Here is a 12,552-nt window from a genome sequence, read left to right as displayed (position 1 = left end):
ATCAGGCAACCTGAACCGGTACGGCTTTCGCGGTACGTTTCATCTCGTTGTCGCCGTCAAAATAGGCCACTTTCGGCTGCCAGCTGCGCGCCTGCTCGTCCGGCATGGTGACGTAGGTGGCGATAATCAGGATATCCCCCACGTCCGCACAGTGTGCCGCCGCGCCGTTCACGGAGATGATTTTCGAGCCGCGCTCACCGGCAATCGCATAGGTCGAGAAGCGCTTGCCGTTGGTGACGTTGTAAATATCAATGGCTTCGTATTCGAGAATACCCGCCGCCTCAAGGAAATCCTGGTCAATCGCGCAGGAACCTTCGTAATGCAGGTCTGCCTGCGTCACTTTGACGCGGTGAAGCTTACCTTGCAGCATTGTGCGAATCATAACGTTACCTTTACTCTTCATGCAGTCCCTCTCCGGCTGGAGAGGGCAGGGTGGGGGGAAACATTCCCCAGGCAAATATCAGCGCAGTATTGCCCGATTTTTAGTCGCTGTCTACTGCGTCAGCTCAACCACTTTATTGTCGATCAGACGCGCCTGACCAAGCCACGCGGCAACCAGAATCACGGCGCGTTTGCTGGTGTCTGAAAGCTCAAGCAGCGTGTCCGCATCGCGGATTTGCACATCGTCGGCACGCAGCCCTTTCTCGTTCAGCTCCTGTTCGCCGATGGCGATAATCTCTTCCGCCGTCAGCTCATTCGCTTTGAGCTTTTCCGCCATCGCGTTCATCACTTTGCTCAGTCCCGGTGCGATTTTGCGCTGGTCAGCGGTCAGATAGCCGTTGCGGGAGCTGAGCGCCAGGCCGTCTTTGGCGCGCACAATCGGCACGCCGACGATGTCGATGTCATACCCCATGTCGGCGACCATTTTGCGGATCAGCGCCAACTGCTGGAAATCTTTCTCGCCGAAACAGGCGACGTCCGGCTGCACCAGGTTGAAGAGCTTGCTGACGATGGTCGAAACACCGCGGAAATGCCCCGGACGGCTGGCCCCTTCGAGCATCGTTGAAATGCCCGGGACGTCGACAAAGGTTGCACCTTCGGTGCCCTGCGGATAGATATCGGCAGGCGCAGGCGAGAAGACGAAATCCACGTGGTGTTTTTTGAGCTTCTCGCAATCTTCCTGCAGCGTGCGCGGGTAGCGCGCCAGATCGTCGGCGCGGTCGAACTGCATCGGGTTCACGAAGATCGATACCACCACCACATCGGCGCGGGCTTTGGCTTCTTCGACCAGTTTCATGTGGCCGTCATGCAGATTTCCCATGGTCGGAACCAGGGCGATACGTTTACCTTCCTGACGCAGGCGGCGAATGTGCTGATGCAGCAGCGGCAGGGTTTCAATGATTAGCACAACGAGACTCCTTAATGGAAACTGTGTTCTTCACCCGGGTAAACACCGGATTCGACGTCGGCAATATACTGCCTGACCGCAGCGCGCATGTCGCCCGCGGTGCTCAGGAAATTCTTCGCAAATTTAGGAATGTGGCCGCCGGTAATGCCGAAGGCGTCGTGCATCACGAGGATCTGCCCGTCGGTGACGTTGCCTGCGCCAATACCGATCACCGGAATGGAGAGCGCTTCGGTGACGCGTTGAGCGAGTTCTACAGGCACGCACTCCAGCACCAGCAGCTGCGCACCGGCGGCTTCCAGGGCCAGGGCATCGTCCAGCAGCGTTTGTCCTGCTTCGCCGCGACCCTGAACTTTATACCCGCCGAAGATGTTCACCGACTGCGGGGTTAACCCAAGGTGGCCGCACACCGGTACGGCGCGCTCGGTCAGTTTTTTCACGGTTTCCACCAGCCAGGCTCCGCCTTCGATTTTCACCATATTGGCACCCGCACGCATCACCGCGGCGGCGTTTTCAAAGGCTTGTTCTGGCGTGGCATAGGCCATGAAAGGCAGATCGGAAAGCAGCAGGCAGTTTGGCGCGCCGCGACGTACGGCGCGGGTGTGATAAGCAATCTCTTCTACCGTCACTGGCAGGGTGGAATCATGTCCTTGTACCGTCATCCCTAACGAGTCGCCGACCAGCATGACGTTTATGCCTTCATCGGCAAACAGCTTCGCAAAGCTGTAGTCATAGGCGGTGATCGTGGCGAAGCGTCTTTTTTCCTGTTTGCATTTCTGCAATAAGGCGATGGTGGTTGGTTTCATAATGTTTCCTGATGGCCCAAAACGAATCTTTGCGCATTCTAACAGTAACATTCAGTGGAACAATGATTTTAGGCAACCGATTAACAGCAAATATTTTGGGGTTAATCAGCGAAAAAGCGGGTTTACCACAGGGCAGGTTTTTCGGCGTTGAGCTGCTGCAAAATCGCCTGGAGCGATTCGCCGGTCGGGAAGGTGAGCTGCGGGGCGACTTCGAACAGCGGCCAGAGCATAAAACCGCGATTTTTCATGTCGTAATGCGGTACCGTCAGGCGTTCTGTATGAATCACTTCATCGCCAAACAGCATGATATCGAGATCCAGCGTGCGCGGTCCCCAGCGTTCTGCTTTGCGCTGACGGCCCTGCTGGAGTTCAATGCGCTGGGTGTTATCCAGCAAGGTTTCGGCATCGAGAGCCGTTTCCAGCACCACGGCGGCGTTCAGGTAATCAGGTTGATCCTGCGGCCCGAGCGGCGGCGTGCGGTAAAACGCAGAAACCGCCACCAGGCGGCTCTGTGGGATCTCGCTTAACGCCTGAACGGCAGCGTTGACCTGCTCCAGCGGAGAGGCCAGATTGCTGCCGATGGCGATATACGCGAGGGTCATGCGCTGCCTTCGCGGCGCGGTGCGCGCTTGCGTGGGCGACGATGACGGCGACGCGGTTCTGGCTCTTCGTCCAGATTGGTGAGCATCCCTTTCTGTTCCGGCGGCGCGGACACCTGGAATTCACCCCACCACTGGGCCAGACTTTGCAACTCTTTGCTGTTTTCGATCTCAGCGCGCAGCGCCAGCAGATCGTAAGCCGCACGGAATTTTGGATGTTCCATCAGCTTCCACGCGCGCTTGCCCTGACGGCGAGACATACGCAGCTGCAGCTGCCAGATATCGCGAACCAGGGTGGTGATGCGCTTAGGAATCGCCAGCGTACGGCAGGCTTCATCCAGCACGTCGTTCGCGGCCAGCGCGAAGGCGTCGTAATAGGCCAGACCGCTTTCCTGGGCAATCTTCTGCGCGGTTTCGAGCAGCGGGTACCAGAACATCGCCGCGAACAGGAACGCCGGGTTCACGCGCATATCGTTATGAATGCGGGTGTCGGTGTTTTTCAGCACCTGGGCGATGATGCGCTCCATCGGGCTGTCACCGCTTTCAGTGAAGTAGCGCACGATGGTCGGGAACAGCGGCTGGAAGAGGCTGTTTTCGCGCAGCAGTTTATAGGTTTCATACCCATAACCCGCCTGCAGCATTTTCAGCGCTTCTTCAAACAGGCGCGCCGGTGGTACGTCGTTGATGAGCGTTGCCAGACGCGGGATCGGCTCGGCCGTTTCCGGACTGATCTGCATATTCAGCTTGGCGGCAAAGCGCACGGCGCGCAGCATGCGCACCGGATCTTCGCGGTAGCGCGTCTCAGGATTACCAATCAGGCGAATCACGCCCTCTTTCAGATCCTGCACGCCACCGACGAAATCACGCACCGTGAAATCGGCCACGCTGTAGTAAAGGCTGTTGATGGTGAAATCGCGACGCTGGGCATCTTCTTCGATGGAACCAAAGATGTTGTCACGCAGCAGCATGCCGTTCTGGCCGCGCTGAGAAGTGGTGCGATCGGTTGGAGCGCCAGCTTCGTGGTGACCGCGGAAGGTGGCCACTTCGATAATTTCCGGCCCAAACATCACGTGAGCAAGACGGAAACGACGGCCTACCAGACGACAGTTGCGGAATAATTTACGCACCTGCTCCGGCGTGGCGCTGGTCGTCACGTCAAAATCTTTTGGTTTTTTGCCAAGCAGTAAATCGCGAACCCCGCCGCCCACGAGATAGGCCTCGTAGCCTGCTTTATTCAGACGATAGAGCACCTTGAGGGCATTTTCACTGATATCTTTGCGGGAAATAGTGTGCTGCTCACGCGGAATAACCGACATATGGGATTGAGCAATAGCGTCATTCGCTACGCTCTCATCGCGGCTTAGCACCTTACGGCAAAAATTAGCGACTCGAGTAAAAATAGTACACCTCGGTAGTGTGTTTCATTTATAGGACAAAAAAATTACACGTCATCCTCCATGCTGCCTCTGCGTTGGCTGCCTTCGCTCACACTGGTCGTTTACACGTGTAAACTCCCAGCGATTCACTCAGTTGCCGCCTTGATGCAGCATGGATGCTTCGTGTAAAAAGCGGCTAATCATAGCTCAGCGAGACGCATTTGAGAATGCTGGATTTTTGGCACTGCGGAGAGCGACCAGCCCTCGACAGCTTTTTTCAGCAATTCCTCAACGGATAAATCCTGCCATTCATTGTTTACATTTTGGTTTAGAAATCGTAATGCGTCGATCAAAACAGGGCGCGGATCGCCGTCAGGCAGCGCCGGCGCGTGATTCTGCTTTGAAAGTTTATTCCCGTGTTCATTCAACGCCAGCGGCAGATGAATATAATCCGGCACCGGCCAGCCAAAGTGCTGATACAGGGAAATTTGTCGCACCGTCGGTTCAATCAAATCCGCGCCGCGCACAATTTCCGTCACGCCCTGGAAATGATCGTCCACCACCACGGCAAGATTATAGGCAAATAAGCCATCGCGACGATGAATAATGAAATCTTCCCGCGCCAGGCGTTCATCGGCGTTAATTTCGCCGAGCAGTAAATCATCAAAGCGGGTCACCGGATGATGCTGAAGCAGACGCACCGCCGCATTGTCCGGCCCATTATTCAGGGTCCGGCAATGGCCGTCATACACGCCACCTGCGCTCTGAATACGCGCACGGGTGCAGGTGCAATAATACGAGAGCCCTTGCTCATACAGCCACGCCAGGCGCTCGCGGTAAGCCTCATGACGTTGTGATTGCCAAAGAACTTCACCGTCCCAGTTCAGGCCGTAATGTTCCAGCTGACGCAGGATAGTTTCTGCCGCACCGGGAACTTCACGAGGGGGATCAATATCTTCGATACGCACGCGCCAGATGCCGTGCTGAGAGCGCGCTTGCAGGTAACTGCCGAGAGCGGCGATGAGCGAGCCAAAGTGCAGCTCACCAGAGGGAGATGGCGCAAAGCGCCCGATATAGTCGGATTGAGGCATATTCACAGCAGACAAAAAGTCACAAGGCGGGAGTGACTCCCGCCTTTATGATCGTTACGACAGGGCAGGGATTAACCGGCCATCTGTTTTTCGCGGATTTCAGCCAGCGTTTTGCAGTCGATGCACAGATCGGCAGTCGGACGCGCTTCCAGGCGACGAATGCCAATTTCCACACCGCAGGACTCGCAGTAACCGAAATCTTCGTCCTCGACCTTCTTCAGCGTTTTCTCAATCTTTTTGATGAGTTTACGTTCGCGGTCACGGTTACGCAGTTCGAGGCTGAACTCTTCTTCCTGAGCGGCACGGTCTACCGGATCCGGGAAGTTTGCTGCTTCGTCTTGCATATGTGTAACAGTGCGATCGACTTCATCCCTAAGTTGATTACGCCATGCTTCAAGAATACGCTTGAAGTGAGACAGCTGGGCTTCGTTCATATACTCTTCGCCCGGTTTCTCTTGGTACGGCTCCACCCCAGCGATGGCGAGAATACTCAGGGACGATGTTTTACGGTTTTGCCCTTCTTGCATGTTGCTTCTCCTTAACACGCACTATCGATCCCCGTGTGGGGGAAAAATCAGGTCGCTATAAATAGCAGATGCTTTTCCGTAAGGCAATTATCTAAACGTAACACTTGACAAGCCTGTGAGGAAAAGCGTATTTGCGCACGCGGCCAGAACACCAAATCGTCATCTTCTAACCCCTTATAACACAACGGGGAGCGTCGACTTCAGAGTCATATTATCGGCAGAAAGTTCCGCTTTATAAGCGAAAACTTCTACCCCCTGCTTTTGTGCCTCATTCAACAATTGTGCGTACTTCGGGTCAATGTGGCGGGCGGGTGAGAATCGTTCAATGGCTGAATGCAACACGGCAAACAGCAATACGGCGCGCTTGCCCGCCGCCGCAACACTCATTAGCTCTCGCAGATGCTTTTGGCCGCGTAGCGTCACCGCATCCGGAAAGTAGCCATTATCCTTGTCTGCTAACGTCACTGATTTGACTTCAATATAGCACTCAGGGCGGTCATCCGCCTGTAGCATAAAGTCAATTCTGCTGCCTTCCTCGCCATATTTCACTTCGCCTTTTATGACGCTGTATCCGGTGAGCTCCGGAATCAGCCCGGCGTCGATGGCCTCTTTCACCAGCGGGTTGGCGCGCTGGGTATTAACGCAGATAAACGCCCCTTGCTGAGTTTCTGTGATTTCCCAGGTGTGGGCATATTTGCGTTTAGGATTCAACGACGTGGAGTACCAAACCCTGTCGCCCGGCGTGGCGCAGCCGGTCATCGCGCCGGTGTTTGGGCAGTGCAGCGTCAGGTGCTCACCTTCGGGCGTCACGACGTCGGCGAGAAAACGCTTATAGCGTTGAATCAGAGTGGCGTGCTGTAGGGCAGGGGTAAACTTCATCGTGGATCCTTGATTAGTCGCTCAACGTCCAGCGTGAGAGCGGCGTATAGCGGGTGCGTCCCTGGTGGAATACCGATTCGTAAAGCGCAAACTCCGTCACCGGAAAGCTCCAGCTAAAACCGGGTGAGGGAATGGCAACGGCGTGACTGGTGTTGCGCAGCAGGGTGAGATGCGGGTGAAATGGTTGCGGGCTTTGATAGCAGCCGCTGCGCGCAGCCTGAGCGCGCAGTAAATTTGCCAGCTGCAACAAACCGCGCGGCGGCTGACGCGTGCCCAGCCATACCACGCGCGAGCGCAGCCACTGCCCGGCATCATCCAGATTGAGGGTAAAGCCCGGCTGGCAGATGCGCCCGGCCATCGCCGACAGCGCCTGCTGCTTCTCCGCGCTCACCTCACCGAGAAACGCCAGCGTCAGATGTAAATTAGCGGCCGCCACCGGGCGGCCCGCTTCTGCCGGGAAATTCGCGGCGCGCCAGCGGACGATCTGTCGCTGAATTTTTGCAGGTGGCTCAATGGCGAAAAACAGGCGTTTCGGCTCAGACATAAGGGGGGCTCGGTAATGATATGCGCCGATGCTACAATGTCCGCCGTCTAATGTTAACCCTCTGGAGCTGTTCGTGTCCTCATTGCCGGTCGCCGCCGTCCTTCCTGAGCTTCTTGCTGCCCTACGACATGCCCCGCAGATCCTGCTCAATGCCCCCACGGGCGCGGGGAAATCGACGTGGCTGCCGCTGCAGATCCTCAAAGAGGGCAACATTCCCGGAAAAATTATTCTGCTCGAGCCGCGCAGGCTGGCGGCGCGCAACGTGGCGCAACGGCTTGCCGAACTGCTGGGCGAAAAGCCGGGTGAAACGATCGGGTATCGTATGCGCGCCGAAACCTGCGTCGGCCCCGCGACGCGCCTCGAAGTGGTGACGGAGGGCATTCTCACCCGGATGCTGCAAAACGATCCGGAGCTAAGCGGAGTAGGCCTGGTGATCCTCGATGAATTCCACGAGCGCAGCCTGCAGGCCGATCTGGCGCTGGCGCTGCTGCTCGACGTGCAGCAAGGGCTGCGCGACGATCTCAAACTGTTAATCATGTCCGCGACGCTGGATAACGCACGTTTGCAGCAGAGGCTGCCGGATGCCCCGACGATCGCCTCCGAAGGGCGGGCGTTCCCCGTCGAGCGCCGCTATCAGTCTCTGTCGGCGAATCAGCGCTTTGATGAGGCGGTGGCTATCGCAACAGCGGAACTGCTGCGTCAGGAACCCGGCTCGCTGCTGCTGTTTTTACCTGGCGTCGGCGAAATTCAGCGCGTGCAGGAGAAACTCGCGTCCCGCGTCGGGAGCGATGTGCTGCTCTGTCCTCTGTACGGCGCGCTGTCCCTCAATGAACAGCGTAAAGCCATTCTTCCGCCACCCGCCGGGCAGCGCAAAGTGGTGCTGGCGACCAACATCGCCGAAACCAGTTTAACCATCGAAGGCATCCGTCTGGTGGTCGATACTGCGCAGGAGCGGGTGGCGAGTTTCGATCCGCGCACCGGCCTGACGCGCCTGCTGACCCAGCGCATCAGCCAGGCGTCGATGACCCAGCGCGCGGGCCGCGCCGGGCGTCTGGAGCCGGGTATCTGTCTGCATCTCACCAGCGCGGAGCAGGCGGAACGGGCGGCGGCCCAAAGTACGCCGGAAATCCTGCAAAGCGATCTCTCCGGGCTGCTGCTGGAGCTGCTGCAGTGGGGCTGTCCGGACCCGAGCCAACTGATCTGGCTGGATCAGCCGCCAGCGGTGAATCTGGCGGCGGCGCGGCGGCTGCTCACTCAGCTCGGCGCGCTGGAGAACGATCGCCTGTCGTCACGCGGTCAAAAGATGGCGACGCTCGGCAACGAACCGCGTCTGGCGGCGATGCTGGTGGCGGCCAAAAACGATGACGAAATCGCGACTGCCGCAAAGCTCGCGGCGATCCTCGAAGAGCCTCCGCGCGGCGGGAGCAGCGATCTGGCGTCGGCATTTTCGCGCAATCAGCCCAACTGGCAGCAGCGCGCCCAGCGGCTTTGTCAGCGCCTGAACAGTCGCGGCGGGGCGCTGGACAGCGATCTGATCGCCCGTCTGCTGGCGCAGGCTTTCCCGGATCGCATCGCACGCCGTCGCGGTCTGGACGGTCGCTATCAGCTGGCGAACGGCATGGGGGCGATGCTCGACAGCGACGATGCACTCACCCGCCACGAATGGCTGATCGCGCCGCTGCTGTTGCAGGGGAGTTCGTCCCCGGATGCGCGGATATTGCAGGCGATTGCCGTGGATATTGAGGCGCTGACGCGCGTCTGCCCGCAGCTGTTGCAGCAGTCGGACACCATCGAGTGGGACGATGCGCAGGGGACGCTGAAAGCCTTTCGTCGCAGCCAGATCGGCAAGCTCACCGTGAGCGTAAAACCGCTGGCGAAACCTTCGGAAGAGGAGTTGCATCAGGCGATGCTCAACGGCATTCGCGACAAAGGGCTGAGCGTACTGAACTGGACGCCGGAGGCGGAACAGTATCGTCTGCGGTTGCACTGCGCAGCGTGCTGGCTGCCGGAAATCGGCTGGCCTGCGGTGGACGACGAGTCGCTTTTGGCCTCGCTGGAAACCTGGCTGCTGCCTGAAATGAGCGGCGTCCACTCCCTGAAGGCCCTGAAATCGCTGGATGTGAAGGCCGCGCTTGAGAATTTACTCGACTGGTCATTACGTCAACGGCTGGTGAGTTCGCTCCCCTCGCATTACACTGTGCCCACCGGAAGTCGGATTGCCATTCGATATCATGAAGATAATCCTCCGGCGCTGGCAGTGCGGATGCAGGAGATGTTTGGCGAGGCCACCACGCCGTCGATTGCCGACGGGCGAGTGCCGCTGGTGCTGGAGCTGCTGTCGCCCGCCCATCGTCCGCTGCAAATCACCCGCGATCTGGGCGCGTTCTGGGCCGGAAGCTATCGTGAAGTGCAGAAAGAGATGAAAGGGCGCTACCCAAAACACGTCTGGCCGGACGATCCGGCGAATACCGCGCCGACGCGGCGGACGAAGAAGTATTCGTAGGTGTGTGCGGTTTGATCCCCTCTCCCTTGAGGGAGAGGGTTAGGGTGAGGGGGAAAGGTGCGCGCTGATGCCCTCACCCCGGCCCTCTCCCACAGGGAGAGGGAGTTAATGTTTTTGAGAGATTTCTTCTTTCACCGCTGGGTGGAAGAAAAGAGAATCGGGCCATTGCGCCTGAATGTTGCGGAGAAAAAGCATGGCGGGGAATGACCGCGAGCCAATAGGACGTAAAGGGAAACCTGCGCGTCCGGCGAAGGAAAAAATCAGCCGTCGTCGCCTCAGAGATGAGGATTATGACGATGACTATGAAGACGATGATGAGGATGAACCGATGCCACGTAAAGGGAAGGGCAAAGGGGGTAAACCTCGCGGCAGACGTGGCTGGTTCTGGCTGCTGCTGAAGCTGTTTATTGTATTTGTCGCGCTGATGGCGATCTACGGCGTCTATCTGGATCAGAAGATCCGCAGCCGTATCGACGGGAAAGTCTGGCAGTTGCCTGCGGCGGTCTATGGCCGCATGGTGAACCTTGAGCCGGACATGTCCATCAGCAAGAACGAAATGGTCAAACTGCTGGAAGCCACGCAGTACCGTCAGGTGTCGAAAATGACCCGTCCTGGCGAGTTTACCGTGCAGGCGAGCAGCATCGAGATGATCCGTCGTCCGTTTGATTTCCCGGACAGCAAAGAGGGCCAGGTGCGTGCGCGTCTGACCTTCGACGGCGATCATCTGGAAACCATCGAGAACCTGGACAGCAACCGTCAGTTTGGTTTCTTCCGTCTCGATCCGCGCCTGATCACCATGCTCTCCTCGCCAAACGGCGAGCAGCGCCTGTTTGTGGCGCGTAATGGCTTCCCGGATCTGCTGGTGGATACCCTGCTGGCGACCGAAGACCGTCACTTCTACGAGCACGACGGCGTGAGCCTCTACTCCATTGGTCGTGCGGTGCTGGCGAACCTGACCGCTGGTCGTACGGTGCAGGGGGCGAGTACCCTGACCCAGCAGCTGGTGAAAAACCTGTTCCTCTCCAGCGAACGCTCCTACTGGCGTAAGGCCAACGAAGCGTACATGGCCGTGCTGATGGACGCCCGCTACAGCAAAGATCGCATTCTTGAGCTGTACATGAACGAGGTGTATCTCGGTCAGAGCGGGGATAACGAGATCCGCGGCTTCCCGCTGGCGAGCCTGTACTACTTCGGTCGTCCGGTGGAAGAGCTGAGCCTCGACCAGCAGGCACTGCTGGTCGGCATGGTGAAAGGGGCGTCAATCTACAACCCGTGGCGTAACCCGAAACTGGCGCTGGAGCGCCGTAACCTGGTTCTGCGCCTGCTGCAACAGCAGCAGGTGATCGATCAGGAGCTGTACGACATGCTGAGCGCACGTCCGCTGGGCGTCCAGCCGCGCGGTGGTGTGATTTCACCACAGCCTGCGTTTATGCAGATGGTGCGTCAGGAGCTGCAAACCAGGCTCGGCGACAAAGTGAAAGATCTCTCCGGCGTGAAGATCTTTACCACCTTTGACTCCGTAGCCCAGGACGCCGCCGAGAAAGCCGCCGTTGACGGCATTCCGGCGCTGAAAAAGCAGCGTAAGCTGAGCGATCTGGAAACCGCGATGGTGGTGGTCGATCGCTACAGCGGCGAAGTGCGCGCGATGGTTGGCGGGGCAGAGCCGCAGTTTGCGGGCTACAACCGTGCGATGCAGGCGCGTCGTTCGATTGGTTCTCTGGCTAAACCGGCGACCTATCTCACCGCGCTGAGCCAGCCGAATCAGTATCGACTGAATACCTGGATTGCCGATGCGCCGATTGCACTGCGTCAGCCGAACGGCCAGGTGTGGTCTCCGCAGAACGACGATAAACAGTTCAGCGGCCAGGTGATGCTGGTGGATGCGTTAACGCGTTCCATGAACGTTCCGACGGTGAACCTCGGTATGGCGCTGGGTCTGCCAGCGATTACCGACACCTGGGAAAAACTGGGTGTGCCGAAAGACCAGCTCCATCCAGTTCCGGCCATGATTCTGGGGGCACTGAACCTGACGCCAATCGAAGTGGCGCAGGCGTTCCAGACGATTGCCAGCGGCGGTAACCGCGCGCAGCTCTCTGCGGTGCGTTCGGTCATTGCCGAAGACGGCACGGTGCTGTATCAGAGCTTCCCGCAGGCGGAACGTGTGGTTCCGGCACAGGCAGCCTACATGACCCTGTGGACCATGCAGCAGGTCGTGCAGCGCGGTACGGGTCGCCAGCTGGGCGCGAAATATCCGGGCCTGCATCTGGCGGGTAAAACCGGGACCACCAACAACAACGTCGATACCTGGTTTGCCGGTATTGATGGCCGTGAAGTGGTGATCACCTGGGTAGGACGCGACAACAACCAGCCGACCAAGCTGTACGGCGCGAGCGGTGCGATGTCGATCTACCAGCGCTACCTGACTAATCAGTCGCCGGTGCCGCTGAACCTGACGCCGCCGGAAGATATCGTCGATATGGGCGTGGATGAGTCCGGTAACTTTGTCTGCGGCGGCGGGATGCGAACGCTTCCGGTGTGGACCGACAAGCCGGAATCCCTGTGCCAGCAAAGCCAGCCTGAACAGCCAACGGGCAACCCGTTTGAGCAGTCTCAGCCTCAACAGCAGCCGCAGCAACAACAGCAGCAGCCGCAGAATGAGAAGAAAGACAGCGACGGCGTGGCGGGCTGGATTAAGGATATGTTCGGCAGTAACTAAGCCAGCGAATTCCCTCTCCTGCGGGAGAGGGAATTTATTCACGCATAAAGAACATATTCCTAACCCTTATTTAATCCTGTTTTAACTCCTCATTTTCCCTCTGGTTATTTCTTAAACCCTCAATTCTTGTAGGGCCGCATATCGCTTGCTATGCCGCCAGCGTTTC

Annotated in this window: 11 protein-coding genes; 2 read left to right on the top strand and 9 right to left on the bottom strand. The window is 58.1% G+C overall.

Going from position 1 to position 12,552, the window contains the following annotated elements:
* Position 1 precedes the first annotated feature (1 nt).
* The 9 genes from panD to thpR all read right to left on the bottom strand — a co-directional run bounded on the left by panD (position 2) and on the right by thpR (position 7,167).
* Positions 2–382, bottom strand: coding sequence for an aspartate 1-decarboxylase (gene panD, locus QQF33_RS13090; protein WP_095284178.1), 381 nt, complete (start codon positions 380–382; stop codon positions 2–4).
* A 111-nt stretch (positions 383–493) separates the two neighbouring features.
* Complete coding sequence (gene panC / locus QQF33_RS13085) at positions 494–1,348, bottom strand: pantoate--beta-alanine ligase (RefSeq protein WP_285150674.1); 855 nt, start codon at positions 1,346–1,348, stop codon at positions 494–496.
* Positions 1,349–1,359: 11 nt separating this feature from the next.
* Positions 1,360–2,151 (bottom strand): 3-methyl-2-oxobutanoate hydroxymethyltransferase, encoded by a 792-nt coding sequence (gene panB / locus QQF33_RS13080; protein ID WP_285150675.1) that lies wholly within the window; start codon positions 2,149–2,151, stop codon positions 1,360–1,362.
* 122 nt (positions 2,152–2,273) lie between these two features.
* Positions 2,274–2,753 (bottom strand): 2-amino-4-hydroxy-6-hydroxymethyldihydropteridine diphosphokinase, encoded by a 480-nt coding sequence (gene folK, locus QQF33_RS13075; protein ID WP_285150676.1) that lies wholly within the window; start codon positions 2,751–2,753, stop codon positions 2,274–2,276.
* Positions 2,750–4,150 (bottom strand): polynucleotide adenylyltransferase PcnB, encoded by a 1,401-nt coding sequence (gene pcnB / locus QQF33_RS13070; protein WP_282491734.1) that lies wholly within the window; start codon positions 4,148–4,150, stop codon positions 2,750–2,752. The genes folK and pcnB overlap by 4 nt, the downstream gene beginning before the upstream one ends.
* 176 nt (positions 4,151–4,326) lie before the next feature.
* On the bottom strand, positions 4,327–5,217 hold the full coding sequence (gene gluQRS / locus QQF33_RS13065; protein ID WP_285153784.1) for a tRNA glutamyl-Q(34) synthetase GluQRS: 891 nt from the start codon (positions 5,215–5,217) through the stop codon (positions 4,327–4,329).
* 71 nt (positions 5,218–5,288) lie between these two features.
* Positions 5,289–5,744: an RNA polymerase-binding protein DksA gene (gene dksA, locus QQF33_RS13060; protein ID WP_001155232.1), complete on the bottom strand. Its 456-nt coding sequence runs from the start codon at positions 5,742–5,744 to the stop codon at positions 5,289–5,291.
* A 174-nt stretch (positions 5,745–5,918) separates the two neighbouring features.
* Positions 5,919–6,623, bottom strand: coding sequence for a DNA/RNA nuclease SfsA (sfsA, locus tag QQF33_RS13055; protein ID WP_282491689.1), 705 nt, complete (start codon positions 6,621–6,623; stop codon positions 5,919–5,921).
* Positions 6,624–6,636: 13 nt separating this feature from the next.
* Complete coding sequence (gene thpR / locus QQF33_RS13050; protein ID WP_285153786.1) at positions 6,637–7,167, bottom strand: RNA 2',3'-cyclic phosphodiesterase; 531 nt, start codon at positions 7,165–7,167, stop codon at positions 6,637–6,639.
* Positions 7,168–7,240: 73 nt separating this feature from the next.
* On the opposite strand from thpR, the gene hrpB reads away from it, so the two are divergent.
* Positions 7,241–9,670 carry an ATP-dependent helicase HrpB gene (gene hrpB, locus QQF33_RS13045; protein WP_285157944.1) on the top strand — a complete coding sequence of 810 codons (2,430 nt, stop codon included), beginning with the start codon at positions 7,241–7,243 and terminating at the stop codon, positions 9,668–9,670.
* 193 nt (positions 9,671–9,863) lie between these two features.
* A complete protein-coding gene (gene mrcB / locus QQF33_RS13040; protein WP_285150680.1) occupies positions 9,864–12,386 on the top strand; it encodes a bifunctional glycosyl transferase/transpeptidase in 2,523 nt (840 codons plus the stop codon).
* Positions 12,387–12,552: the final 166 nt, after the last annotated feature.

Source organism: Lelliottia wanjuensis (genome assembly GCF_030238365.1).
Taxonomy (GTDB): domain Bacteria; phylum Pseudomonadota; class Gammaproteobacteria; order Enterobacterales; family Enterobacteriaceae; genus Enterobacter; species Enterobacter wanjuensis.
The sequence above is the reverse complement of the archived record's forward strand: the minus strand, read 5'-3'. Positions and strand labels throughout refer to the sequence as shown.

Bases quoted from the DNA above. Each gene is read 5' to 3' on its own strand.
- folK (WP_285150676.1), bottom strand. From the start codon at position 2,753: ATGACCCTCGCGTATATCGCCATCGGCAGCAATCTGGCCTCTCCGCTG.
- panB (WP_285150675.1), bottom strand. From the start codon at position 2,151: ATGAAACCAACCACCATCGCCTTATTGCAGAAATGCAAACAGGAAAAA.
- panD (WP_095284178.1), bottom strand. From the start codon at position 382: ATGATTCGCACAATGCTGCAAGGTAAGCTTCACCGCGTCAAAGTGACG.
- sfsA (WP_282491689.1), bottom strand. From the start codon at position 6,623: ATGAAGTTTACCCCTGCCCTACAGCACGCCACTCTGATTCAACGCTAT.
- mrcB (WP_285150680.1), top strand. From the start codon at position 9,864: ATGGCGGGGAATGACCGCGAGCCAATAGGACGTAAAGGGAAACCTGCG.
- gluQRS (WP_285153784.1), bottom strand. From the start codon at position 5,217: ATGCCTCAATCCGACTATATCGGGCGCTTTGCGCCATCTCCCTCTGGT.
- dksA (WP_001155232.1), bottom strand. From the start codon at position 5,744: ATGCAAGAAGGGCAAAACCGTAAAACATCGTCCCTGAGTATTCTCGCC.
- thpR (WP_285153786.1), bottom strand. From the start codon at position 7,167: ATGTCTGAGCCGAAACGCCTGTTTTTCGCCATTGAGCCACCTGCAAAA.